At 72.2% G+C, this 24,742-nt stretch carries 22 protein-coding genes; 11 read left to right on the forward strand and 11 right to left on the reverse strand.

All coding sequences use genetic code 11. From position 1 onward, the window contains the following. Positions 1 to 279: 279 nt before the first annotated feature. The 5 genes from IEY56_RS20600 to IEY56_RS20620 all read right to left on the reverse strand — a co-directional run bounded on the left by IEY56_RS20600 (position 280) and on the right by IEY56_RS20620 (position 6,166). Positions 280 to 1,359 carry an ABC transporter permease gene (locus IEY56_RS20600; RefSeq protein WP_189038748.1) on the reverse strand — a complete coding sequence of 360 codons (1,080 nt, stop codon included), beginning with the start codon at positions 1,357 to 1,359 and terminating at the stop codon, positions 280 to 282. Further along, positions 1,356 to 2,318 (reverse strand): ABC transporter permease, encoded by a 963-nt coding sequence (locus IEY56_RS20605; RefSeq protein WP_189038749.1) that lies wholly within the window; start codon positions 2,316 to 2,318, stop codon positions 1,356 to 1,358. The genes IEY56_RS20600 and IEY56_RS20605 overlap by 4 nt, the downstream gene beginning before the upstream one ends. Next, positions 2,311 to 3,888: a sugar ABC transporter ATP-binding protein gene (locus IEY56_RS20610; RefSeq protein WP_189038750.1), complete on the reverse strand. Its 1,578-nt coding sequence runs from the start codon at positions 3,886 to 3,888 to the stop codon at positions 2,311 to 2,313. Before IEY56_RS20610 ends, IEY56_RS20605 begins: the two co-directional genes overlap by 8 nt. Beyond that, complete coding sequence (locus IEY56_RS20615) at positions 3,888 to 4,958, reverse strand: ABC transporter substrate-binding protein (protein WP_189038751.1); 1,071 nt, start codon at positions 4,956 to 4,958, stop codon at positions 3,888 to 3,890. Before IEY56_RS20615 ends, IEY56_RS20610 begins: the two co-directional genes overlap by 1 nt. Before the next feature lie 182 nt (positions 4,959 to 5,140). Further along, complete coding sequence (locus IEY56_RS20620; protein WP_189038752.1) at positions 5,141 to 6,166, reverse strand: LacI family DNA-binding transcriptional regulator; 1,026 nt, start codon at positions 6,164 to 6,166, stop codon at positions 5,141 to 5,143. A gap of 170 nt (positions 6,167 to 6,336) precedes the next feature. Between IEY56_RS20620 and IEY56_RS20625 the strand changes: the two genes are divergently transcribed. The 6 genes from IEY56_RS20625 (at position 6,337) to IEY56_RS20650 (ending at position 15,151) form a co-directional block, all read left to right on the forward strand. Next, a complete protein-coding gene (locus IEY56_RS20625) occupies positions 6,337 to 8,994 on the forward strand; it encodes a PA14 domain-containing protein (RefSeq protein WP_373292144.1) in 2,658 nt (885 codons plus the stop codon). Positions 8,995 to 9,249: 255 nt separating this feature from the next. After that, positions 9,250 to 10,614, forward strand: coding sequence for an MFS transporter (locus tag IEY56_RS20630; RefSeq protein ID WP_189038754.1), 1,365 nt, complete (start codon positions 9,250 to 9,252; stop codon positions 10,612 to 10,614). Continuing rightward, positions 10,611 to 11,834, forward strand: a complete 1,224-nt coding sequence (locus IEY56_RS20635; RefSeq protein ID WP_189038755.1) for a M24 family metallopeptidase — start codon at positions 10,611 to 10,613, stop codon at positions 11,832 to 11,834. The genes IEY56_RS20630 and IEY56_RS20635 overlap by 4 nt, the downstream gene beginning before the upstream one ends. Next, entirely contained in the window at positions 11,834 to 12,727 is an 894-nt protein-coding gene (locus tag IEY56_RS20640) for a LysR family transcriptional regulator (protein ID WP_189038756.1), read from the forward strand. The genes IEY56_RS20635 and IEY56_RS20640 overlap by 1 nt, the downstream gene beginning before the upstream one ends. 406 nt (positions 12,728 to 13,133) lie before the next feature. Then, the gene (locus IEY56_RS20645) at positions 13,134 to 13,889 is read left to right on the forward strand and encodes a class I SAM-dependent methyltransferase (protein ID WP_189038757.1); all 756 of its coding nucleotides are present in this window, start codon (positions 13,134 to 13,136) and stop codon (positions 13,887 to 13,889) included. A gap of 281 nt (positions 13,890 to 14,170) precedes the next feature. Then, positions 14,171 to 15,151 carry a class I SAM-dependent methyltransferase gene (locus IEY56_RS20650; RefSeq protein WP_229712073.1) on the forward strand — a complete coding sequence of 327 codons (981 nt, stop codon included), beginning with the start codon at positions 14,171 to 14,173 and terminating at the stop codon, positions 15,149 to 15,151. 53 nt (positions 15,152 to 15,204) lie between these two features. On the opposite strand, the gene IEY56_RS20655 is transcribed toward IEY56_RS20650, so the two are convergent. From IEY56_RS20655 to IEY56_RS20665, 3 genes are all read right to left on the reverse strand, one after another. After that, on the reverse strand, positions 15,205 to 15,411 hold the full coding sequence (locus tag IEY56_RS20655) for a hypothetical protein (protein WP_189038758.1): 207 nt from the start codon (positions 15,409 to 15,411) through the stop codon (positions 15,205 to 15,207). 118 nt (positions 15,412 to 15,529) lie between these two features. Beyond that, positions 15,530 to 16,603 (reverse strand): LacI family DNA-binding transcriptional regulator, encoded by a 1,074-nt coding sequence (locus tag IEY56_RS20660; protein WP_189038759.1) that lies wholly within the window; start codon positions 16,601 to 16,603, stop codon positions 15,530 to 15,532. A gap of 133 nt (positions 16,604 to 16,736) precedes the next feature. Next, positions 16,737 to 17,273 (reverse strand): Dps family protein, encoded by a 537-nt coding sequence (locus IEY56_RS20665; RefSeq protein WP_189038871.1) that lies wholly within the window; start codon positions 17,271 to 17,273, stop codon positions 16,737 to 16,739. Positions 17,274 to 17,502: 229 nt separating this feature from the next. Here IEY56_RS20665 and IEY56_RS20670 point away from each other — a divergent pair, with 229 nt between their 5' ends. Continuing rightward, on the forward strand, positions 17,503 to 18,276 hold the full coding sequence (locus IEY56_RS20670; RefSeq protein WP_189038760.1) for a class I SAM-dependent methyltransferase: 774 nt from the start codon (positions 17,503 to 17,505) through the stop codon (positions 18,274 to 18,276). Positions 18,277 to 18,280: 4 nt separating this feature from the next. On the opposite strand, the gene IEY56_RS20675 is transcribed toward IEY56_RS20670, so the two are convergent. Next, positions 18,281 to 19,435, reverse strand: coding sequence for a polyprenyl synthetase family protein (locus IEY56_RS20675; RefSeq protein ID WP_189038761.1), 1,155 nt, complete (start codon positions 19,433 to 19,435; stop codon positions 18,281 to 18,283). Between the two features lie 440 nt (positions 19,436 to 19,875). On the opposite strand from IEY56_RS20675, the gene IEY56_RS20680 reads away from it, so the two are divergent. Together IEY56_RS20680 and IEY56_RS20685 are read left to right on the forward strand one after the other, a co-directional pair. After that, positions 19,876 to 20,235, forward strand: a complete 360-nt coding sequence (locus tag IEY56_RS20680) for a DUF3140 domain-containing protein (RefSeq protein ID WP_189038762.1) — start codon at positions 19,876 to 19,878, stop codon at positions 20,233 to 20,235. A 59-nt stretch (positions 20,236 to 20,294) separates the two neighbouring features. Further along, positions 20,295 to 21,830, forward strand: coding sequence for an ATP-dependent DNA ligase (locus tag IEY56_RS20685; RefSeq protein ID WP_189038763.1), 1,536 nt, complete (start codon positions 20,295 to 20,297; stop codon positions 21,828 to 21,830). Positions 21,831 to 21,953: 123 nt separating this feature from the next. Here IEY56_RS20685 and IEY56_RS20690 read toward each other — a convergent pair whose 3' ends face one another. Both IEY56_RS20690 and IEY56_RS20695 read right to left on the reverse strand, forming a co-directional pair. Then, entirely contained in the window at positions 21,954 to 23,006 is a 1,053-nt protein-coding gene (locus IEY56_RS20690) for a phosphatidylinositol-specific phospholipase C domain-containing protein (protein ID WP_189038764.1), read from the reverse strand. Between the two features lie 177 nt (positions 23,007 to 23,183). Next, positions 23,184 to 23,450 carry a GlsB/YeaQ/YmgE family stress response membrane protein gene (locus tag IEY56_RS20695; RefSeq protein ID WP_189038765.1) on the reverse strand — a complete coding sequence of 89 codons (267 nt, stop codon included), beginning with the start codon at positions 23,448 to 23,450 and terminating at the stop codon, positions 23,184 to 23,186. A gap of 192 nt (positions 23,451 to 23,642) precedes the next feature. On the opposite strand from IEY56_RS20695, the gene IEY56_RS20700 reads away from it, so the two are divergent. After that, positions 23,643 to 24,320, forward strand: coding sequence for an alpha-ketoglutarate-dependent dioxygenase AlkB family protein (locus IEY56_RS20700; protein ID WP_189038766.1), 678 nt, complete (start codon positions 23,643 to 23,645; stop codon positions 24,318 to 24,320). 85 nt (positions 24,321 to 24,405) lie between these two features. Further along, positions 24,406 to 24,636 carry a DUF6480 family protein gene (locus tag IEY56_RS20705; protein ID WP_189038767.1) on the forward strand — a complete coding sequence of 77 codons (231 nt, stop codon included), beginning with the start codon at positions 24,406 to 24,408 and terminating at the stop codon, positions 24,634 to 24,636. Positions 24,637 to 24,742 lie beyond the last annotated feature (106 nt).

Consider the following 24,742-nt stretch of genomic DNA (forward strand, 5'->3'; position numbering starts at 1 on the left):
ATCCGTTCAGCACCGGGTGCTGTTCCTGGCCCCGACCCGATGCCGTCCCGTCATGTCCCACCGCGCCGCCGGAACATGACGGCGCGCCGCCCCCTGCGAGGGGGCGGCGCGGAAGGCTCAGCGGCCTGCGCGGACGCCTGTGAAGCCCGCTGCCGGCAAAGGGCAGGTCGTCCGGGACGGCACCCGCTCCCGCGCGGCCGGCGGGCAGCCGCCGGGACGTGAGCCGGGCCGGCCCCGGTCCCGGCGTTCGCCTGTCGTTCGCCCGGTTCGCTCGTGCCGTCAGCCGGGGGCCGTGAGCCGGGCTTTGCGGCGGCGGCCCAGCCAGGTCTGCACGACCACGACGACCACGAGGAACGCGCCGCTGACGACCTGCTGGTAGGCGGAGTCGAGCGAGCCGATCTGGTTGATGATGTTCTGGATGACCTTCAGCAGCAGCACCCCGACCAGCGAGCCGCTGACGTAGCCCAGTCCTCCCGTCAGCAGCGTGCCGCCGATGACGACGGCGGAGATCGCCTCCAGCTCCATGCCCTGGCCCAGGATGGTCACCCCGGAGGCCAGCCATGCGGCGTTGAGCGCCCCTGCCAGTCCGGCGAGCAGACCGGACATCGCGTACACCGTGATCTTCGTGCGGCTCACCGAGGTGCCCATGAGCGAGGCCGCGTCCTCGTTGCCGCCGACCGCGTAGACCTGCTGGCCGAAACGCGTACGGCGCAGGAGGAGACCGCCGAGCAGGAACAGTGCCAGCGTGATCCACACCGGTGCTCCGATGCCGAGCAGCTTGCCGCGCCCCAGGTCGGCGAAGAGCGAGTCCTTCGCGATGAGGAAGGTGTCGTTGCCCTCGTCGGTGATGTTGAGCATCAGCCCGCGCGCACCCAGCATCGCCGCGAGCGTGACGATGAACGGGGCCAGCCGGGCGCGGGCGATCAGAAGGCCGTTGACCAGCCCGATCCCGCCGCACACCGCCAGCGGCAGCAGCAGCGCGACGACGGGCCCGTACTTCGACCCCCAGGCCGCGAGGACGCCCCCGAGGACGAAGACGGAGCCCACCGAAAGGTCGATGCCGCCGGAGACGATCACGAACGTCATGCCGAGGGCGACGATCGCCAGGAACGCGGAGGAGACGGCGATGTTCTTCAGGTTCCCGGCGCCGGCGAACGAGTCGAACGACGCCGAGGCGATCAGCACCGTCAGCAGCAACGCGACCAGCGCGCCGTGCCGTTGGGCGAAGGTGCTCCACCGGTCGGCGCGGGTGCTCGTGCCGCCGTGCGCGGCCGCGCCCGCCGGTTTGGCCGGGCCTGCGGGCCCGCCCTCGCCGGGTGCGCTGCCGCCGCCGTCGTGCCGGCTCTTCGCGACGCTCATCGCTTCCCCCTCTCGCGTGCCGCGTACACCGCGGCCACGATGACGACGGCCTGCGCCATCTGCGTCCACGAAGGCGGAAGGTCGTGCTTGACGAGCGTGGCTGTCAGGAGCTGGATGAGCACGGCGCCGGCGACGGTGCCGCCGATGCGTACCCGTCCGCCGCTCAGCGGGGTGCCGCCCACCACGACGGCGGTGATGGCCGAGAGCTCCATGAGGGTGCCGAGCGACGTAGGGTCGCTGGCCTGGAGGCGGGCGGTGGCCAGGAAGCCGGCGACGGCGGCCAGGGCGCCGGAGGCGATGTAGACGTACACCAGCACCCTGCGGACGGGCAGCCCTGCGAGCCGTGCGGCCGGGCGGCTGTCGCCGATCGCGAGCAGCTGGCGGCCGAAGGTCGTGCGCCGCACGGTGAAGGCCACCACGGCCACGAGTGCCACAGCGATCAGGACCGGGTACGGGACGCCCAGGACGTCCCCCGATCCGAGGGCCCGCATTCCCGGGTCGCGTACGTCCTTCAGCTGCGGCAGCAGGACGAGGGCCAGGCCGCGCCCGCCGACCATGAGCGCCAGCGTCGCCACGATGGGCTGCACTCCGACGAAGGCGATCAGGGAGCCGTTGACCATGCCCACCGCGACGCCGCCGAGCACCGCCGCCAGCAGCGCGATCCACGGCCCGTAGCCCAGGTAGAGAGCCACCAGGGAGGTGGAGAGGGCCATGACCGAGCCGACCGACAGGTCGATGCCCTCGGAGCCGATGGCCAGGGCCATGCCCAGCGCCACGATGAGGATGGGCGCCACCTGCACGGCCTGCGTGCGGAAGTTCTCCGCGGACAGGAAGTGGTCGGTGAAGGCGATGTTGAACAGGAGCAGCACCGCGACGCCCACGTAGACGCCGTACGCCTGGAGCCAGGCGTGGACGGCGGCCCGGTCGGGCGCGGTGCGGGCTGCAGCGGTGTCAGTCATGTGCCGCCGCCTTCCGCACGTCGCCGGGCGCGGCGTCCGCCAGGTGCGGCTCCTCTTCGGCAGCCGCGGCGATGGCCTCCATCAGCCGGTCCTCCGTGACCTCGTCCCCGGTCAGCTCGCCGACCACAGCCCCGTCGCGCAGCACCACGACCCTGTCGGAGCCCTCGATCAGCTCCTCCAGGTCGGAGGAGATGAGCAGCACGCCGAGGCCGTCGGCGGCGAGTTCGTCCACGAGCTTCTGCACCTCGGCCTTCGCACCGACGTCGATGCCGCGCGTGGGCTCGTCCAGGAGCAGCACGCGCGGCTCGGCGGCCAGCCAGCGCGCCAGCAGGACCTTCTGCTGGTTGCCACCGGAGAGTTCGCCCGCCTTCTGGTGCGGCGAGGACGCCTTGATCCGCAGGCGCTCCATGAAGGTGCCCACCAGGGAGTCGATCCGTGCCTCCGAGACCAGACCCGCCCGCGACAGGCGGGGCAGCACGGCGAGCGCGATGTTCTCGCGCACCGAGAGTCCCGGGACGATCCCTTCGGTCTTGCGGTCCTCGGGGAGCAGGGAGATGCCCGCGCGGATGGCGGCTCCCGGCGAGCCCGTACGCACGCGGGCGCCGGCGACGGTGACCCGTCCCGCGCTGGGCGCCAGGGCGCCGGCGACGGACTTGGCGGTCTCGGTGCGGCCCGACCCCAGCAGGCCGCCCAGGCCCACCACTTCGCCCGGCCGCACGGCGAAGGAGACGTCGTGCAGCTGATGTTGCACGCTGAGGCCGTCGACGCGCAGCACCGGCTCGGCGGAGGCCGCCTCGTGATCGCCGCCGAACTTGGTGGTGCCTTCGGCCCGGACCTCGCCGATCTCACGTCCGAGCATCATCGAGACCAGTCGCAGCCGTTCGAGGCCCTGGAGGGGGCCGGTGTGGACGGTGCGCCCGTCCCGCAGCACGGTGACGGCGTCGCAGACGGCGTACAGCTCGTCGAGCCGGTGGCTGACGTAGACCACGGCCACGCCCCGGTCCCGCAGCCGCCGGATGACGCCGAAGAGGGTCTCCACCTCCCGGGGCTCCAGCGAGGAGGTCGGCTCGTCCATGACGACGACCTTCGCGTCGACCCAGACGGCCCGGGCGAGGGCGACCATCTGCTGTGCGCCGACGCCGAGTTCGCCGAGAGGCCGGCGCACGTCGGTGCGCACGCCGTACTCGCTCAGGATCCGCTCGCTCTCCCGGTGCATCCGGTCGAAGTCGATCAGCCCGAACCGGCCTCTCGGCTCCCGCCCCAGGAACAGGTTGCGGGCCACGCTCATCAGAGGGACGAGGTTGACCTCCTGGTAGATGGTGGAGATACCGGCCTGCTGGGCGGCCAGCGGGGTGCCGAACGTGGCGGGCCCGCCGTCGCGCAGCACCTCTCCCCCGTCCGGCGCGTACACGCCCGTCAGCACCTTGATGAGGGTGGACTTGCCCGCACCGTTCTCGCCGATGAGGGCGTGCACCTCGCCCGCCCGTACGCCGAAGTCGACGCGGTCCAGGGCGAGGACGCCGGGGAAGCGCTTGGTCAGCGACCGGGTGGAGAGTACGTGCTCCGCCATCAGTACGCCTTGCTCAGGTCCCGCTCGGCGTTGGCGCGGGTGTAGACGCGGTCCTTGATGACGATGGTCTGGGCGACCTTCTTGCCGCTCGTGAAGTCGTCGAGCGTCGAGAACGCGAGCGGGCCGAAACGGGGGTTGGACTCGATGACGCCGTGGATCCACTTGTCGGTGACGCCCTGCACGGCGTTGCGTGTGCCGTCCACCGTCACGATCTTCACGTCGCCGGCCTTCTTGCCCGCGCTCTTGAGGGCGTTGACGGCGCCGAGGCCCATCTCGTCGTTCTCGGCGTAGATCCCGTCGATGTCGGGCTTCGACTGGATGAGCTGCTCGGTGACCTGCTGGCCCTTCTCGCGGGCGAACTCGCCGGTCTGCTTGAAGACGACCTTCAGTCCGGGCGCCTTCTGCTTGACGCGGTCGCGGAAGCCCTCGGTGCGTTCGGTGGTGACGTTGTTGCCGGGGGTGCCGAGGAGGATGGCGACCTTGCCCTTGCCGCCGGTCGCCTTGATCATCTGGTCGGCGGCGCGGCGGCCCTGCTCGACGAAGTCGGAGCCGATGAAGCTCACGTAGTCGTCGCACGCCTTGGCGTTGATCTTCCGGTCGACGGTGACGATCGGGATCTTCTTGGCGGCGGCCTGCTTGAGCACCGGTTCCCAGCCGTCCGAGTTGAGCGGCGCGATGACCAGCAGGTCGGCGCCCTTGGAGATGAGGTCCTGCACGTCGCTGATCTGCTTGGAGAACTGCGACTGGGCGTTGGCCGACAGCAGCTTGACGCCGCGCTTCTTCGCCTCCGCCTTCAGGGAGGCGGTCTCGGCTATCCGGAAGGGGTTCGCTTCCTTCTCGGACTGGGAGAAGCCGACGGTGGCCTTCTCCAGGTCCAGCTTCTTGCCGCCGTATCGGCCGATGGTGCAGGTCTTGGCGCCCTTGGTGGGTTCGGCGGCGACCTGCCCGCCTCCCTGGGAGCCGGAGGACTTGCCCGCGGCGTCGTCCTCCGACTTGGCGCATGCGGTGGTGAGCGCGAGAGCGGTGAGGAGTGCGGTGGTGGCGGTGAGGCGTCGTGCGAGCGGATTCATGGGTACCCCCACGGTGTTTCAGGCAGACGGCGTGGCGCTAGCTCCTTTTACATCGTTGGAAGAACTGTGTAAACACCGCGCGCACGAACTCGCCGGACGAAACGCGCTGGACCCGGGGCCGCATCGGGACCGGCGCACCCCCGCGCGGCGGGCGGAAAGAGGCGCGACAGGAGCCCGCGCGCTCAGTTCGCCGGGCGCCGTCCGAGCGTGCTCTCCCGCTCCATCAGCGCGAATCCGGGGTGGAGCCGGCGGGTCGCTCCGACACCGCCCTCCCCTGCCAGGCGTTCGACGATCGACTCCACCGCCAGCCGGGCGATGGCCTGCTTGTCGGGGGCCACCGTCGTGAGCGTCACGGCGCCGTACCGTCCCTCCGTCAAGTCGTCGAAGCCGACGACCGCGACGTCCTCCGGCACCCGCAGCCCCCGCTCGGACATCACCCTCATCGCGCCGATCGCGATCAGGTCGTTGTAGGCGAACACCGCGTCGGGACGGTGCCCGGCGTCCAGCAGCGCCGCCATCCCGGCAGCGCCGTCCGCGCGGTCCCAGCCCTCCACCGGGGCGACCAGCGCCTCGTCGGCCGTCACGCCGCTGGCGGCCAGCTCCGCCTGCCAGCCCAGCAGCCGCAGGTGGGAGGGCTGGCTGGGGCGGTCGCCGCGGGCGCCGAGGAAGGCGATGCGGCGCCGGCCGAGGTCCAGCAGGTGGCGCACGGCGGTACGGGCGGCGGCGATGTTGTCGATCGCGATGTGGTCGTGGGGCAGGTCGTAGCGGCGCTCGCCGATCAGCACCAGCGGCGCGTCGTCGGTGCGCGCCGCCAGGTCCTCGGCCTCGAGCTCCAGCGGGTTGAGGATCAGCCCGTCGATGACGCGGGCCCGGAAGCCCTGGGTGACGAGGAGTTCGCGCTCGCGGCTGCCCTGGGTGTGGTCGAGCAGGACGGTGTAGTCGTGGGCCGCCGCGGCGTCCACCACGGCGCCGGCGAGTTCGGCGAAGTACGGGTTGCCCAACTCCGGTACGGCGAGGGCGATGATCCCGGTGCGGCCCTTGCGCAGGTGCCGGGCCGTCAGGTTCGGGCGGTACCCCAGGGCGTCGATGGCCCGCTGCACCTTCTCCCGGGTGGCCGGGGTGACGTGCTGGTACTTGTTCACCACGTTGGAGACGGTCTTGACCGACACTCCGGCGTGCGCCGCGACGTCCTTGAGGCTCACCCTCACCCTGCGCTCCTCACCTCGGGAGGGCCGTCGCTTCCACCGCCCCGGGCACCTGGACAGGGCACAGCCGGCGTGCTGTCATGCAGACAACCCTTGCTTCCAACGTTATACAAGACGGACCGGAGCAAGGGCAGTGCCGCAACCATCTCCTGCACACCTCATCCGGAGGTCCCGTGAGACGCGCACCTGGCCGGCCCGCCGTTGCCGCCGTTTTATCCCTTCTCGTCCTGCTCGCGGTGTCGTTGGGCTCAGTGCCCCCCGCAGCGGCCGTCCCGTCCGCACCCGCACCGCCCCAGGTACACGGCCTGAAGGGCGAGTACTGGACCCAATCCGCCCCGGGCGCACACGACTTCGGCACCCTCCAGGCCACCGCGTTCGACCCTTCCCTCGACTTCGCCGACCTGGAACCGCGGCTCGAGGCCCGCGCCGGCCGGGCGGACCACGCCAGCGTCCGCTGGACGGGCACCCTCACTCCCGCGACGTCCGGGGAGCACACCTTCCACATCACCGGTGATAACGGCTTCCGCATGTGGGTCGACGGCGAACTCGTCATCGACCACTGGGTCGCCGACTGGGACAACGAGCAGAACTCCCGGCCCGTGCGGCTGGAAGAGGGCACCCGCCACGACGTGAAGGTCGAGTACTTCGAGGAGGACGGGGGCTCCGGTCTCCACGTGCGCTGGACGCCGCCCGGGGGCGAGAAGGCCCCGGTCCCGCAGTCCGCGTACTCCCCTCCGGAGGACTTCGAGTACGACGGACCGGCCGAGGTCCGGGTGGGCCCCTCAGGGCGCACCCTTGATCTGGCGTTCGCGCAGCGCCTCTCCGCCCCGCCCGCCGCGTTCCCGGAGCATCTCGAGGCCGTCATCGGCGGCGTCGAGTGGCCGCTGGGCCGCGCGCGTGTGAACCCGCGGGACGACCACCGGCTGACGGTCGACCTCGAGGAACCCGTGGTCGGACAGGGCGGCAGCGCCGACGTGCGCTACGACGGTGACGGCGGGCTCGCCGGCGCCGACGGCGAGAAGGTCGGAGGCTTCTGGACCGCGGGCGAGAACGCCTCCACCTACCAGCTGCGGACCGAGTGGGCCGAGGACGTCGGGCCGGACAACGCGCTGCCCGCCTACCCGCGTCCGCAGCTCAAGCGCGACGAGTGGCGCAACCTCAACGGCGTCTGGCAGTTCGCCGCCGCCGAGGAGGGCGAAGCACCGCCTGTCGGGGACGAACGCCCGCTGAAGGAGCGGATCCTCGTCCCCTACCCGGTCGAGTCACAGCTCTCCGGCGTCGAACGGCACGAGGAACGCATGTGGTACAAGCGGTCGTTCACCGTGCCTGCCGGCTGGGACATCGGCTCGGGCAAGCGCCTCCACCTGAACTTCGACGCAGTCGACTGGCAGGCCGCCGTGTACGTCAACGGCAAGCGAGTCGGCTCGCACAAGGGCGGTTACGACCGCTTCACCGTCGACGTCACCGACGCCCTGCGGCCGGGCCGGCAGCAGGAACTCGTCGTCGGCGTCCACGACCCCACGGACTCGCCCGGCGGCCCCAACCCGCCCGTCGGGAAGCAGCGCTTGGAGCCCGAAGGAATCTGGTACACGCCCTCGTCGGGCATCTGGCAGACCGTGTGGATGGAACCCGTCGCCGCGGAGCACACCACCGACGTCAGGACGACGCCGGACGTGAGCGGTGAACAGGTGAGCGTGACGGCGCGCGGCGTGCCCGACGGTGTACCCGTCACGGCGGTGGCGTACGACGACCGGGGCGGCGAGAAGGGCGCCGGGGGCAAGGGCCGGGAGGTCGGACGGGCCACCGGGAGCGGAGACACGCCCTTCGACGTCCCCGTGCCCGATCCCAGGCTGTGGTCGCCCGGCGATCCGCACCTCTACACGCTGGAGGTGACCGTCGGGGAAGGAGCCTCCGCCGACACCGTGGAGAGCTACTTCGGCATGCGCGAGATCGGCGTCGAGACCGTCGACGGCAAGCGGCGCATGGTGCTCAACGGCGAGCCGGTCTTCTCCATGGCCACGCTCGACCAGGGCTTCTGGCCGGACGGCCTGCACACCCCGCCCACGGACGAGGCGCTCGCCTACGACCTGGAAGCGCACAAGAAGCTCGGCTTCAACTCGGTGCGCAAGCACATCAAGGTGGAACCCGACCGCTGGTACTACCACGCCGACCGGCTGGGCCTGCTGGTGTGGCAGGACATGCCGTCCATGCGCTCGGACCGCACACCGGACCAGGCCGCGCGGAAGCAGTACGAGCACGAGATGAAGCGCATGATCGCGCAGCACGACAGCCACCCCTCGGTGATCATGTGGGTCACCTTCAACGAGGGGTGGGGGCAGTACGACCAGGCGAGGATCGCCGACTACGCCAAGGGGCTCGACCCGACGCGGCTGGTGAACAACATGAGCGGCCACAACTGCTGCGGTGCCGTCGACGGCGGCAACGGCGACGTCTCCGACGCCCACGGCTACCCCGGCGCGCAACTGCCCGGACCCGACGGCCGGCGGGCGCTCGTCAGCGGCGAGTACGGCGGACTCGGCCTGGCGGTGCCGGGGCACGCGTGGCCGGTGCGGCACACCTACGTCGGCGTCGAGAAGGAGGAGTTCACCGACGAGTACCTCGCCAAGCTGGAGGAGATCGAGCAGTTCGCCGCCTGCGACGGCAGCAGCGGCGCCGTCTACACCCAGATCACCGACCTCGAAGGGGAGCTGAACGGCCTGCTGACCTACGACCGCAAGGTCGCCAAGGCCGACGGCGACCGTCTCGCCGCGGCTCACGCCGCCCTGCTGAAAGGCGCCGCCGAGGGCACGCTGACCTGCGAACGGGAGTAGCGGGCCCGCCCTTGTGCCGTCGCGGCCCTCCGGCCGGGGCCGCGGCGGCCGAGGCGGTGGGACGGTCGAGACGGTGGTGGCCGAGGCAGTGGGACGGTCGAGGCGGTGGGGCGGTGCGCGCGGGCGACGGCCGTCAACCGGGCAGTTCACCACCCGTGATATCGGCCGCATATCACGAAAGCCACATCTGATATTGGACGCGGCAATTCCGCATTCTTACGGTGGGGCGAACGACGCCCACGCCGAGGAGGCCGCATGGCCACGCCCCCCGTCGAAAAGCCCGTACCCGACGAGCGCACCGGCCTGCGCCGCGTTCTGATCTCCAGCTTCGCCGGTACCTCGATCGAGTGGTACGACTTCTTCCTCTTCGGGTCGGCGGCCGCGCTGGTCTTCCCGCACGTCTTCTTCCCCGGCAGCGACCCCGCCACCGGAACGCTGCTCTCCTTCGCCACCTACGCCGTGGCCTTCCTCGCCCGCCCGCTCGGCGGCATCGTCTTCGGGCGCATGGGAGACGTCGTCGGCCGCAAGAAAGCCCTGATCGCGACGCTCTTCCTCGCCGGCGGCGGCACCTTCCTCATGGGCTGCCTGCCCGGCTACGACGCGATCGGCGTGACGGCACCCGTGCTGCTCGTGCTGCTGCGCCTCGTCCAAGGCCTCGGCCTGGGCGGCGAGTGGGCCGGTGCGGTGACCCTCTCCGCCGAGCACGCGGAGGCGGGCGGCAAACGGCACCGGCGGGGAATCCTCACCTCCTGGACGCAGCTGGGCGTCCCCGCCGGCAACCTCGTCGCTGTGGCCGCGCTGACAGCCGCGAGCACGGCGCTGCCCGACGAGGCCTTCCTCTCCTGGGGATGGCGGCTGCCGTTCCTGGCGAGCGCGGCCCTGGTCGCCGCCGGCTGGTGGATGCGGGTGAAGGTCGAGGAGTCACCGCTGTTCGAAGCCGCCGAACCGGCCCGGGCGCCCATCCGCGAGGTGCTCTCGACCCACTGGCGCCAGGTCCTGCTGACGGTCGGCATGCGCATCGCCTCCGACGTGTCGTACTACGTGTTCGCCGTCTTCGCGCTCGCATACCTCTCGGGGACGCTCGGGCTGCCGCGCGACTGGGGCCTGTACGCCGTGATCGTCGGCTCCGTGCTGCAGCTCGCCGTCATCCCGGCGTCGGCGGCCGCCTCGGACCGCTACGGCCGCCGCCCCGTCTACATCGCCGGCTCCCTCGCCGTCGCCGCGGGCGCCCTCGTGGCGTGGCCGATGATCGAGACCCGCAGCCTGGCGGGGGTCCTGGCCGCGGTGAGCATCGGGCTGGTGGCGCAGGCGGTGATGTACGGGCCGATGGCCGCGTTCATCACCGAGCTGTACAGCACGCGGCTGCGCTGCTCCGGCTCCTCCTTCGGCTACCAGATCGCGGGAATAGCCGGCGGCGCCCCCGCCCCTCTGATCGCCGCCCTCCTCGTCGACCGCTTCCACACCACTACGGCGGTGAGCCTCTACGTCGTGGCCACCGCCCTCATCGCCGCCCTGAGCGCCTACCTGGCGAAGGAGACCCGCTGGAACAGGCTCGACCAGGACACCGGCGCGCCCTCACCCGCACCCGCCGTCGCACCCGCCACCGGAGAGCCGTCTTGAACGACACCGCCGTCGCCACGATCCGCCGCCGCCTCGCCGAGGAGGGACTGTCGGGGTACGTCGCCGTGACGCCCTCGAACCTCTTCTACGTCACCGGGTTCCGCAGCTACTTCGTCTCCGAGTGGTGGCGGATGCACGGCACCGTCTTCGCGCTGGTCCCGGCGGACCCGCGGAAGCCGGTCACCGTGGTGCTCGGCGATTTCGAGGAGAAGACGGCCCGCGCCGCCGCACCCGACGTCCAGCTGCGGACCTACCGGCTGTGGGTGGACCTCAACACGGCCGAGGAGATGGCGGCGGACCCGTCCGGCGCGCAGCCCGCCTCACGTCCCGAGCAGTACGACGACGGCGAGCTCGACGGCGTCCTCACCGCCGCGCTGCGCGAGTCGGGCATGGACCAGGGCCGGGTCGCCACGGATATGCAGCATCTGCCCGTACCGGCGCTGCGCCGGCTGGAGCGGTGCGCGCCCGGAGCCGGCTGGGAGGACTTCACCGACGACATCTACCGCGTACGGCTCGTCAAGCAGCCGTGGGAAGTGGAGCGGCTCGCGCTGGGCGTGGAGCTGTCGGAACTCGGCATGACCAGCGCCGTGAAGCACCTGGAGGAGGGCATGACGGCGCACGACGTGCGGTTGCTGTACCAGTCGGGCGTCACCCGGGCCGCCCTGGACGACGCACGGTTCGCGGGCTACACCGACAACTGGGTGCTGCCCGCGGTGGGTTCGCGTACGTCCGCCGGCTACGGGGCGCGCGACGGGCGTCTCACTGCGGGGGACCTGGTGAAGTTCGACTGCGGCACGACGGTCGGCGGCTACCGCTGCGACGGCGGGCGGACCTTCGCCTACCGGCACCGCACGGCGCCGGCGGAGAGGCTGTACGGAGTGCTGGCGGAGGCCCAGCGCATCGCCCGCTCCATGATCCGGCCGGGGACGGTCGTGGGGGACGTCTTCCGGGCGGCCGTCCACCACGTGCACAGCAACGGCTTCCCCTCCTACACCCGGGGCCACGTCGGGCACTCCGTGGGCATCGACACCTTCCACGAGGAGCCGCCCTACATCAGCCCCTCGTCCGAGACGGTGATGGAGCCCGGGATGGTCTTCGCCGTCGAAGTGCCCTCGTACACGCCCGACGTGGGTGCGGTGATGATCGAGGACATGCTGGTCGTCACCGAGGACGGGTCGCGGCTGCTGCACGGCCTGCCCCACGAACTGGCCGTCGTCTGATGGAACTCCGCCTGCTGCAGGCACTGGTCGCCGTCGCGGACGAACTCCACTTCGGCCGTGCCGCCCGGCGCCTCGGCATCGCGCAGCCGCCGCTCAGCCAGCGCATCCGGCGCCTCGAAAACGAGCTGGACGTCAAGCTGTTCGAGCGGAACAGGCAGGGGGTGTCGCTGACCACGGCTGGCGCGGAGCTCGCGGAGCAGGCCAGGAGGGTCATCGCCGGCGCGGAGCACGTGGAGAAGCTGGCACACAACATCCGAAGCGGCGGAGCGGGGACCCTGCGCGTCGGCGCTGTCGGCTCCGCCTTCTACCAGGCGCTGCCCACACTGCTGACCCCGGCCCGCGACAGGCTTCCCGAACTCCGCCTGCACATAAGGGAGATGGAGACTCCGCAACTGATCACCGCGCTGCTCTCGGCGGAACTGGACGTGGCCCTGCTGCGGCCGCCGGCGGGCCGGGGGCTGCGGTCGCGGACCGTCTGGCGTGAGCCGCTCGTCCTCGCGCTGCCGGAGGGTCACCCCCTCGCCGGTGAGGCGGAGGTGCACGCCCGGCAGCTCGGCGGCGAGCCCCTGGTGCTCTTCCCCCGCGACTCGGGTCCCGGCTACTGGGACCGCGTCGAGACGCTGCTGCGCGCTGCGGACATCGCGCTGGAGCCGGTCGCCGAGGCGGACCACGTGACCACCATGCTCGGACTCGTCGCGCTCGGAGTGGGGTTGAGCATCGTCCCCGCCTCGGCACGGGTCCTGCGTCTGACCGGTGTGCGGTACGTCCCGCTGCAGCCCCGGACGGAGTTGCCGCTGGCGGCCGTCGTCAACCCGGAGACGCTCACCCCGGCCGTGGACCGCTTCCTCACCACGCTGCCCAGGAAGCCCGTCCTCCCCGCCGACCCCGGATGACCGGCGCTCCCGCGGTCGTCGACGCCGGCGGCGAGGGCGGGTCGTTGGGATCTTCGTTGATCAGCCCGGGGCGCCGGATGGTGCATCGCAAGGCGGAGGATCGTCCTCGTACTCGGGTCCCCCATGCCGAAGGCCAGGGGAGTACTCGGAAGACTCCGACAACGCAGCGAGGTGCCGTAGCCGGCGTCGCGGGCCTACGGAGATCCACACGACACGGCCTAGCAGTACGCAGCGCCGGACGACGCGTGACTCGGCGCATGGACGACGCGCAACTGCCGTCCGCCGCCCCGTAGTCGTCGCCGGCGCCGAGGGCGCCCGGGCCACCGAGACGTGGAGGGCGGTGTGCTCCATCGGTCTCCCGACTCGGCCACGCCGCCGTGACCCCCACCAGGGCTAAGCTGGCGCGATGTTCACACCGCAGGGCCCGAGCCTTCGCGAACTCGCCCGCCAGGCTCTCTCCTCCGTCGAGCACGGCTACGACCTCCTCGCGCCGAAGTTCGACCACACACCGTTCCGCACCCCCGACTCCCTCCTCGGTGCGGTACGGCGGGCGCTCGCGGAGATCGGCCCGTTCGAGCACGGGCTGGACCTGTGCTGCGGCACCGGAGCGGGGATGACCGTGCTGCGCGAGGTGTGCCGGAGGAGCGTCACCGGAGTGGATTTCAGCGCCGGGATGCTGGAGGTGGGCAGGGAGCGCGCCGCTGTCCCGCACCCGTCTGCCGACGGCGCCCGGGACGCCTACGCGCCGGCCGTCTCGTGGGTGCGCGGCGACGTCCATGCGCTGCCCTTCAGGCCCGTCTTCGACCTTGTCGTCAGCTTCGGCGCGTTCGGGCACTTCCTGCCACGCGAGCTGGACGGTGTGTTCGCCCAGGCTCACTCGGTTCTCCGGCCAGGCGGACGTTTCGCGTTTCCGCTCCCCGCCCCCGCGACGCCCCGCTCCTCCTGGTATTGGGCGGCACTGGGCTTCGACGTGGCGATGCGCGTCCGGAACGCCCTCTGGCGGCCGCCGTTCGTCATGTACTACCGGCCGTTCCGGCTTGGCCTCGCCCGGCGGAAGCTGGAGCAGGCGGGCTTCACGGTGGAGCTGCTCGCCCTGCCCGAGTTCGGCCGCCGGCCCGACGGCAGCCCGCGGTGCCGGATGGTCGTGGCGACGCGGAAGTAGCCGGCGGGGGCCGGCCGTCGAGCCGCCCCGCGTGGCCCGCTCGCGGCTGAGCCGGAGCTGCACGCTGATCACGGAGCGCTCCATCTCGGCGAAGAGGCCCATCAGCTGCATCGCGGTGCGCATCGAGTCTTCGGGGGCGCCCGTTTGGCTACCTCCTGAAGCAGCCAGTTCGCTTCGCTCTCCTGGCAGCTCCTGGCATGCCAGCAAGGGCGGGCTGCTCCGCCCTTGATGTCTCTCGTGCAGAGGCAGGACCGTATGCGGCTGGCGATGAGCGCGCATCTGTGCGGCGTGATCGCCTCAGCGAGGCCGACACCCAGCAGGTGCGCGAGCACTTCGACAAGGTCTCCTTCGTGGAGGAGACCACCTCGGCCATCATCCAAGCGGTCGTCCACAACGCCGTGCCGGCCGTCATACAACCTTCCGACGGCGTCCTCAACGGGGCGATCCTCCTGGTTGCCGCAGCCCCCGGGCGGCCCGCGCGACTACGCTGCCGCCCGGCTGCCCCGGGTGACCCGACTCCCCGCCGGGACGCGGCAGTTCGGCCGCGGAGCGGCCCGAGCGCCCATGGCAGGCGGGTGCGCGACACTGGTGGCATGGACGGTGACCGCGAAGCTGACGCGAACAGGCTGGCCGCGGAATCGGCCGCCCGTAACGACCCCACGGGATGGTTCGAGAAGCTCTACGCCGAGGCCGCGGCGGGTGAGGCCGTCGTGCCGTGGAACCGGGACGCGCCCAACCCCCTCCTCGTCGGCTGGGCGGAGCAGTCCGGAGTCGCGGGCGCGGGCCGGCGGGCGCTCGTCGTCGGCTGCGGGCTGGGGCAGGACGCCGAATACACCGCGAGGCTCGGATTCCGCACGACCGCGTTCGACATCTCGCCCACAGCGGTGCGCCGCGCACGGGAGAGCTTCCCCGGCTCGACCGTCGACTACGTCGTGGCCGACCTCCTCGACCCGCCCGGTGAGTGGGCGGGCGCCTTCGACCTCGTCGTCGAGTCCGTCACGGTGCAGTCCTTGCCGCTGTCGGTACGGGCGCGGGCCATCGGCAACGTGGCCGGCATGGTGGCCGAAGGCGGAGAGCTCCTGGTGATCGCCGACGTCCGCGAGGAGGGCGAGCAGGTGGACGGCCCGCCGTGGCCGCTCACCCGCACGGAGGTGGACTCCTTCGCCGTCCGCGGGCTCCATGCCGCCCAGGTCGAGAGGGTGGCCCACCCGGACGCCTTCGAGCAGCGTCACTGGCGCGCGCGGTTCCTGCGCGCCACCTGACCCGGCGACGTCCCGGCGACGCGGGCGAACCTACGCCGGACGCGCCCGGCAGTTCACTGCGGGTGCGGCCGCAGCGCGTGGTCGGCGGTGCAGCGCGGCGGCTCCAGCCGGTCGGCCAGACGCCGCAACGCGCGGGCGAGAGTGTGCCGGGACCGCCCGGGCGGGCGCGGCTCCTCCGGGACCTGCGGCGCGTCCGGCAGCGCTGACCCGGCGTGCCTCTTGGTGACCTCCACGATCATGGGACCTGCGACGGGGAACATGATTTCTCCTCCGGTTCGTCGGTTCGGGTGCGTGCGGATGCGTTCGGTGCGGATGCCGCCGTACTGGCGGGCCGTCCGGTGTTCAGGGCAGCTGTCCGGGGCAGCGGCCGTCCGGTGTTCAGCGGGGTACGGGACCGGTCGTGGCCCGGACGACCAGTTCGGTGGGCAGCTGGACGCGCGGAACGGCCTCGCCCGGATCCCGCGGGTCGAGAAGGAGCCGTGCGGCGCGGCGCCCCTTCTCCCCCATCGGCTGGCGCACCGTCGTCAGGCGGGCACGGGCCGCTTCGGGCACGTCGTCGAAGCCCGCGACCGAGATGTCCCTGCCGGGGACGAGACCCCGCTGCTCGCAGGCGTCGAGCACGCCCAGCGCGAGCACATCACCGGTCGCCAGTACGGCTGTCGGCCTGTCGGCGACGTCGAGGAGGTGCGCGGCCGCGGCGGCAGCGGCGGGGCGTGAGTTGCGGCCCGCCGCCACGACGGGCACGTTCGCCCAGTCGACGCCCGCCTCCTCCAGCACCTCGCGGTATCCGCCCAGCCGGCCGTGGAGGACGGCGCACTCGGAGTCACGCTGCTCCTCGACGGTGGCGCGCCCGGCGCGGCCCGGTTCGACGACGTGGTCGACCATCACGGCGACGCGCCGGTGCCCCAGCCTGGTGAGATGCTCGGCCGCCAGCCGCGCCGAGGCGCGCTCGTCGATGCCCACATGCGGTATCGACGGGTCGTCGTTCTCGTCTGTGGTGACCACGGGGAGGCCGCGCGCCTGGATCACCTTCTTCGCCGGGTGCCGAACCGGCATGCAGTACAGGCAGAAGCCGTCCACCACGGCGTCGCGCATCGCCGTCTCCGCCTCGTCGGTCCCCGGCGGCATCGGGATCAGCAGCAGGCCGGTGCCGGACGACTCGGCGACCTCGGCCACTCCCCGGAGGAAGCCGACCGAGTACGGGTCCGCGAACGCGTAGGAGAGGGTCTCGGTGAAGACCAGGCCGATCGCCCCCGCCCTGCCCCGCCGCAGCGAGCGGGCCGCCGCGTCAGGACCGGGGTAGCCGAGCCGGCGGGCGGCCTCGAGGATCCGCTCGCGCAGCGCGCTGTTGAGCTGGTCGGGACGGCTGTAGGCGTTGGAGACGGTCGTACGTGAGACGCCCACCTCGTCCGCCACCGTCTGCAGCGTCGCTCGCGTGGTCCGGGGCTCCATGGCTTGCTTGCCTGCCTTCTGTATCGATCAAGTCTGTATCGATACAGTAGAAAGCGCGGCCTGCGCCTGTCCACTCCTTTTCAGCCGCTCCTCAGCGGTCACGCCCGCAGCGGGCCGGCGCACCGGCCCGCGATCAGGGCTGCCTGCGCGCCTGCTCGTTGGCCCGCGAGGCGGCCTCCCGCTCGGAGCTCGCGCTGCTGGTGCTCAGCGCACCGCCCGCGCTCTCCAGGTGGGCGCGCACGAACCACTGGTAGAGCTCCAGGCCCCGGAGCTGCTCGATGAGCATGTCCTGGGTGACCGGGTCGCTCTCGTCGGTGGCCCTGGCGGCCGCGCGGTGGTCCTCGATGACCCCCGTGTAGACGAGGTCCAGAGCGCCGAGATGCTCGATGGCCTCGGCCCTGCCGATCGTGTAGTCCTCCCAGTGCCTGCCCTCCACGATCGCCCCGGGGGTGCCGTGCGGCGAGCCGCCGAGCGTCGAGATGCGCTCGGCGGTGGTGTCGGTCATGTCGCGCACCGAGTCGACCTGCGGGTCGAGCATCTTGTGCACCGCGATGAAGTGCGGGCCGACCACGTTCCAGTGGATGTGCTTCAGCGTCAGGGCGAGGTCGTTGAGGGCGTGCAGGCGCGTCGTGAGCAACTGGATGACGTCGCCGCCGTCCTGCTGGCTCATACCGGGGACGGTGTACTTCGGGTTGGGGGCGCTGCTGGACACGGCTGTCTCCCTCTCCACCTCGACTGTCCGCCCGCGCGGCGGGGGCCACCTCCATGCCACCACCGCGTGCCGCGCGCCGCCTGCCGGGGCGTCCGCCCCTACCCCATTCGGGACGCAGGCGGTCCGTGCGGCGCGCGACGCGGCGTCGTACGCCCCGGTACGTCCGGGCGGCGGCGAGGGTGTGGTCATGACTGTGCTCCACGACAGCGGCCTGACCCGCGCGTTCGACAGGGCCGCGGGGGCGTACGACCCCCTGACCGCGCTGAACCCCGGCTACCACCGCCACCTGCGGCGCGCGGCCGAGCGGATGCTGACCGGCGACCAGCGCGCCCGCGGCGGCGACGGCATGCGCGTCCTGGACCTGGGGTGCGGTACGGGTGCCTCCACGGCGGCGTTGCTCGGCGTGGCGCCGAAGGCCCGGATCGTGGCGGCCGACGCGTCGGCGGGGATGCTGGAGAGGGCCGCGGCCAAGGCGTGGCAGGGCGACGTCGCGTTCGTCCGGGCTCCGGCGGAGGGGCTGGAGGAGGCCGGGGTGTGCGGGCCGTTCGACGCGGTGTTCGCCGCCTACCTGGTCCGCAACCTGAGCGAACCGGACGTCGTACTCCGCGACCTGCGGCGGATGCTCAGTCCGGGCGGGCGGCTGGCCGTCCACGAGTACACCCTCAGCGGCGCCGCGGTGCACCGGGCGGTGTGGTCCGCGGTGTGCCGGGGCGTCATCGTGCCGCTCGGATCGCTCGGCCCGGGAGGAGGACGGCTCTACCGGCACCTGTGGCGCAGCGTCCTCGCCTTCGACACGGCCGGGGCCTTCGCACGCCGGCTCCGGTCGGCCGGATTCGAGTCGGTGCGCTGCGCCGCCGTTCGCGGCTGGCAGAGAGGCATCGTCCACACCTTCTACGCGACGGCGCCGGCCGCCTCCCGGGAGGACACCGCGCAGGAGGCGGGCAGCAGCGGACAGCCGTGACCGGCTAGCCGGCGGGGCGCTTCTCCACGATGCGGCGCACGAGCGCGGGGAGCCGCTCGCGCGCCGGGGCCTGAAGTCCGGCCTGTTCGAGGACCGTCAGGGCGTCGGCGGTGAGCTGTTCGATACGGGTCTCGACGGCGTCGGCGGCACCGAGGCGGGTGAGGAGGTCGCGGACCCGCCGCAGGTCCTCGGGGGCCAGGTCCCTGTTCCCGATGGCGTCGCGCAGCTGGCGTTCGGCCTCGTGCCTGCTGTGGGCGCGGGCGCGCTGCAGGGCGATGGCCGTCAGATACGTCGAGGCGCCGTCCTTGATGTCGTCGCCCGACGGTTCACCGGAGCCGTCGCTGCCGAACACGCCGACGAGGTCGTTGCGCAGCTGGAAGGCGACGCCCGCGCTGCGTCCCGCCCTGCGCAGGGACGCGATGAGGTCGGGGCCGGCTCCCGCGATGGCCGCGCCCAGATGGAGAGGGCGCTCGACGGTGTAGAGGCCGCTCTTGAGGTAGGCCACGCGCAGCGACTCCTCGGGCGAGTCCACGCCGGTGCTCTGCCCGTACAGGTCCAGGTACTGGCCGGCGATGATCTCGGTGCGCATGGCCTGCCAGGCCGGGGCCGCCGCCCTGCGGGCCTTGGCGTCCAGGCCGGCGCTCTCGAAGAGGTCGTGGGCCCACACCAGGGCGAGATCACCGGCAAGGACGGCGGCGTACGCCCCGAAGTCGTCGGGGTCGCCGCGCAGTCCGGCGGCGCGGTGCCGGTCGGCGAAGGCCACGTGGGCGGCGGGCGCGCCGCGCCGGGAGGGCGAGCCGTCCATCAGGTCGTCGTGGATCACGGCGCACGCCTGCAGCAGCTCCAGCGCGGTCGCCACCTTCAGCACGGCCTCGGCGTTCGTGCCGCGGGACTCCCCGCCGCAGCCTCGCCAGCCCCACCACAGGAACGCGGGCCGGGTGCGCTTGCCGCCGCGGAGTACGACGTCGATGAGCACGTCGATGACGTCCTGCGCGAACTGCTCGCTGCTGCGGGCGGCCTCTTCGCGCCGCTGGGCGAGGTACCGCTCCAGGAGGGTGCCGATGACTGCGGCGGTGTCCTGGTCGGGATCGGCGCCCAGTGCGTGGGGAGGGGCGTCATGGCTCGCCTCGTGCACGTGTGCGCTCGGTCGGCGCTGCACGGCGACTCCTTCCTGAGAGGTCGGCCCGGCAGAGCACACCGAGTGCGGTCACGGACGGCGAAGAAGGGTCTCCGGAGAGTTTTTCAGCAGCTGCCGCGTCGTGCACCTCGGCCGCCACCGGCAGCGGGACGGCGCCGCAGGCATTCCCGAGGGAAAGGAGGGCACTCGGAGAACGAAATGCGCAAAGCGCCCGAAAGGCACATGTACATGTCGATGAGCAGGAAGATGGGCAGGGGTGGCCGGCGCTCCTGGAGGGTCCAGGGAAGCGTCGCTGTCGGGAGGGTCCGCCGCAAGATGGCGGAGAGCACCCGCGCGGTCAGCGGCCCCGGGGGCCCCACCACAGTCCGGCCGGGGCGGGGGGAGGCGCTCCGGACGCGGGGGACCGCCGGCAGCGCCGCCCACGACGCAGCGGACCTTCACGAGGGAGGTGGGCGCAGCTCATGAGCGAGACCGAACAGCGCACCCAGCGGGAACAGCTCTTCACGGACTTCGAGAAGTACGTCAACATGCCGGCGGGACAGCTGGAGCGCTGGCTCGCCACCAACGAATCCCGCCACGTCGGACGGCACAAGGGGCAGAGCGAGAGTCACGGGCACGCCGCGGGGCGACGCATCGTCCGGCTGCTGCGCAGGCGCAGAGCGGACTTCACCGCTGACGATCTCGTGCACATGCGCAGAGCCGTCCGCCACATAGAGCGGCAGCTGCGGCACCGGCCGCGCGGCGACGTCAGCGAGACGGCCTGGCGCTTCTCGCTGATGAACTGGGGTCACGACCCGCAGCGCCATGACCAGACGCGCTGAGCCGTTCTCCCTCCGGCGGGGCCGCCGCGCGCCGGGCGGAGTCGGGCGAGGATGGAACCATGCTGCTGGCTGAGGTGGCCCGTACGTCGCAGGAGATCACGACGGTCTCCTCCCGCAAGGAGAAGGTGGGGATCCTTGCACGGATGTTCCGCCGCGCCTCGCCCGACGAAGTGCCGCTGGTCGTCACGTACTTGGCAGGCAGGCTCCCGCAGCGCAGGACGGGTGTGGGCGTCAGTGCCCTCTCCGAGCGCCACCCGCCCGCTCCCGAGCCGCAGTTGGACGTCTCCGCGGTTGACGGGGCGCTGGAGCAGATCGCGACCGTACGGGGCAAGGGCGCCCAGACGGAACGCGCACGGCTTCTGGGCACGCTGATGTCGGCGGCCACCGCAGAGGAGCAGGACTTCCTCTTCCGCCTGCTGACGGGCGAGTTGAGGCAGGGCGCGCTCGACGCGTTCGCCGTGGAGGGCCTCGCGGAGGCGGTGGGCGCTCCCCCGGACCGGGTGCGGCGCGCGGTGATGTTCGGCGGCTCCCTCGGCGCCGTCGCGCGGGCCCTGCTGGAGGAAGGGCCCTCCGCGCTGGGCCGGTTCGAGCTGCAGACGGGCCGCCCGGTGCTGCCGATGCTGGCGCAGAGCGCGAAGAACGTGCTTGAGGCTCTGACGAAGCTCGGCCCGTCCGTGGTGGAGGAGAAGCTGGACGGCATCCGGGTGCAGGTGCACAAGGACGGCGACAGCATCGCCGTCTACACCCGCACTCTCGACGACATCACGGGCCGGCTGCCCGAAGTCGTGGACGCCGCACAGGACTTGGCCGCGCGCCAGGCCGTACTCGACGGCGAGGTGATCGCCCTCGACGGCCGCGGGCGTCCTCGGCCGTTCCAGGAGACCTCGCAACGGGTCGGATCCCAGCTGGACGTGGCGACGGCCAGGACGGCGCTTCCGGTCACGCCGCGGTTCTTCGACGTGCTGTCGGTGGACGGCCGCGACGTGGTCGATCTGACGGTACGGGAGCGGCACGAGGCGCTGGCCCGGGTGGTGCCCGAGGAGCTGCGCGTGCGCCGTCTGGTCCTGGAGGATCCCGGGAGCGCCGAACAGCGCGCCGCGGCCGAGGAGTTCGCCCGGGAGGTGCTGGAGCAGGGCCAGGAGGGCGTCATGGTCAAGGGGCTGGACTCGTCCTACAGCGCGGGGCGGCGCGGCGCCGCGTGGCTGAAGGTGAAGCCGGTGCACACCCTCGACCTGGTGGTGCTCGCGGCGGAGTGGGGCCACGGGCGACGTACGGGCATGCTGTCGAACCTGCACCTGGGGGCCCGGCGCCCCGACGGAAGCTTCGCCATGCTCGGCAAGACGTTCAAAGGGCTCACCGACAAGCTGCTCGCCTGGCAGACGGAGCAGCTGCGCGCGATCGCCGTCGCCGAGCACCCGTGGGGGGTGGAGGTGCGGCCCGAACTCGTGGCGGAGATCGCCGTCGACGGGCTGCAGCGCTCCACCCGCTACCCGGCCGGTGTGACGCTCCGCTTCGCGCGGGTGCTGCGCTACCGCACCGACAAGACCGCCGCCGACGCCGACACCGTCGACGACGTCCTCGCGCTGCGCAGGTGACCCGCCGCGCCGTGCACGGCGCGACGGAGCCGAGCGATGCGCCGGGACGGCGGGACGCGCGGATGCCCGGACGCGCGCAAGGACGGACGGGGATGGGTGAACGGGCCCCGGAGCGGGGCGTGTTCAGCCTCGCGGCACCACCTTGGACAGCACGGAGGGCAGCTTCGCCCAGTCCGAGGTGATGAAGCTGGCGTGCGAGGCGGCGAGTTGGGTGAGCCGGTCGCCGGCCTCCTCTTCGGTGGGGCTGGTCCCGTCGATCTCCGGGGCGACCTTGTGGGCGTCCGTCATCACCACGAGGTAGCCGTTCTCCCGGTACCAGGCCGTGTCGATCTCACCGCCGGTGAAGGTCGAGGCGTCACCGTCGAAGAGGACGAACCACGGGCGCAGCGCTTCCTCGTAGCGTTCGGTGCGGGGGTCGCCCTTCTCGGCGCCGTGCACCGCGGGGAAGGCACCCGCCTCGGCGAGGGTGCCCTTGCCGGCGAGGTCCTCGAGGTGAGTGGCGTACTCCTCGTCGGTCCACAGGTCGTCCGCCGGGTTGCTCTCCTCGAGGGTGCCGGGAATCAGCTCGATGACGAATTTGCCGGCGAGGGCGTCGCGGTCGGGCCACCCGGTGGCGCCCACGGCCTCGTCGAGGGTGGCGTGGTCGCCGACCACGTCGGCGGGGCGCAGCAGGGCGTCGCCCAGCTTCTCCCCCAGCAGGGCGTCCAGTTCGTCGGGGCCGCGGTCGGCCTTGTCGTAGAAGCCGTCCTTCATCTCGACCTTGATGAGCACGGGCGGGTGCTGGGGGTTCGCGTCGTGCCAGGCACGCATGTCGGCCAGGCAGCCGTCCAGTGCCTGGTCGCGCTTGTTCGAGCGCAGTTCCGCGGCCGACTCGGCGTTGCCGCAGTTGTTGTCGTTGCCCGTGGGATTGCTGTGGGAGACGCGCCATCCCTTGCCGACGATGTTGGTCCACACGTCGAGTTCGAGGAGCGAGGCACCGGAGTCGAGTGCGTCGGCGAAGTACTCGTACTTGTCCTTCTCGTAGGCGTTGTGCACGCCGACTGACGTGGTCTCGCCGTAAGTTGCGGCGGCGGCCTCGGAGCCCGCCTGCGCGGAGAGGGGCGTTGCCAGCGCTGCGGCTGCCGTGACGAGGGCAGCCGCCGATACGGCGACGGCCAGGCGGGGTCTGCTGCTCATGGGGCTGATACCTCGGTCTGTGGGGGGCCAAGTGAGCATCAGCGTAGAGCTGTTCGAGCAGCGTGGGGCGGGCTTGGCAGAACGGGACAGACGGCGGCAGCCCCCACAGCGAAGCCTCCTGCCACCCGGAAGGGTCGGCAGGAGGCGGCTGCGGCTTCTCCGTGGGCAGGGCCCCGTTCAGCGGCGGCGGCGCTTGGAGCGGTCGAGAGCGGCGACGCCGAGGGCTGCGAGGGCCAGCTGTATGAGCCACTCGATCCAGTCCACGCTCTTGGTGTCGCCCACACCGAAGTAGGTGGCGATGGCCGATCCGACGAGCGCGGCGACGATGCCCACGGCGATGGTCAGCAGGATGCCGACGCGCTGCCGTCCGGGAACGATCAGCCGCCCCAGTACACCGATCACAGTACCGATCACGATGGCGCTGATGATGCCTGCGATCTCCATGATCACCCCTTGTCCGTCGTGGTGTTCCCTTCTCTTGCCCGCATCCGGACGCCGCACTCGGCGCTCTTTTCGAACGGTGCGTAGGGTTCGGAGATGACGGCCGGGAGCCCCCGACGGCGGCAGTCCGCGGTGCGGCCCCGGCGCCGCTCCGCTGCCCGTCTTCCAGCGAATCCGTCACGGAAGGAGCCGGCCATGGACGCGCTGCTTCCGCGCCCTCCGGTGGACCTCGGCCCCGGCGCCGTGCACGTGCCGGGCTGGCTCGGTGCCGAACAGCAGCGGCGCCTGGTCAAGGCCTGCCGGGAGTGGGCGAGCGGACCGGTGCCGTTGCGGCACACGAGGCTGCCGCGGGGCGGCGTGATGTCCGTCCGGACGGTGTGCCTGGGCTGGCACTGGCAGCCGTACCGCTACTCCCGGACGGCGGACGACGTGAACGGCCGCCGCGTAGCCGAACTGCCGGAGTGGCTGGCCGACTTGGGGCGCCGCGCCGTGGCCGCGACCGCGCAGCACGAGGACGCGTGCGGTGAGGGCTGGACGTCCGGGCGCTACGACCCGGACACCGCCCTGGTCAACTTCTACGACGGCCGGGCGAAGATGGGCATGCACCAGGACAAGGACGAGCGGTCCGCGGCCCCCGTCGTCTCACTGAGCATCGGCGACACCTGCCGCTTCCGCTTCGGCAACACGGAGGGGCGCGGCCGGCCGTGGACCGACGTCGAGCTGGCGTCGGGCGACCTGCTCGTCTTCGGCGGTCCGGCGCGCTACGCGTACCACGGCGTCACCAGGGTCTTCGAAGGCACCGGCGATCCCGCGACGGGCCTCGCCTCCGGGCGCCTCAACCTGACGCTGCGGGTCACCGGCCTGAGCGGCTGACGCCGCGTGCGGCCAGCCGCGGGTCCCACGCCGTACTTCGCACCCCGCATGTGTAAGACGGCCCCAGCGTGCCTACTCGTACGCCATGGACGAGAAGTACCCCGACCCGGAGGAGCCGGGCCACACACCGGGCCTCGAGCCCGGCGGGCAGGTACCGCCCGGCGAGACCCCGCCGGGTGAGGACAGCACGGCCGGGGCGGGGCCGGACGAGCACCACAACCCTCCGAAGGGGTGGGCCAAGGCACCGGTGATCATCATCGGCGTGCTCGTCCTGCTCTTCCTCATCTACTTCGTGGCCTGGGCGGTCGAGCTGTGAACCGCCCGGACCGGCGCGCCGGCGGCGGACAGGACTCGTGACGGTGGCCTGACCGTCCGCCGGCACCGCCGGGGCCGCGGGTACGGAAGCGCATCCCTTCCCGCTT

Source organism: Streptomyces daqingensis, from assembly GCF_014645895.1.
GTDB lineage: Bacteria > Actinomycetota > Actinomycetes > Streptomycetales > Streptomycetaceae > Streptomyces > Streptomyces daqingensis.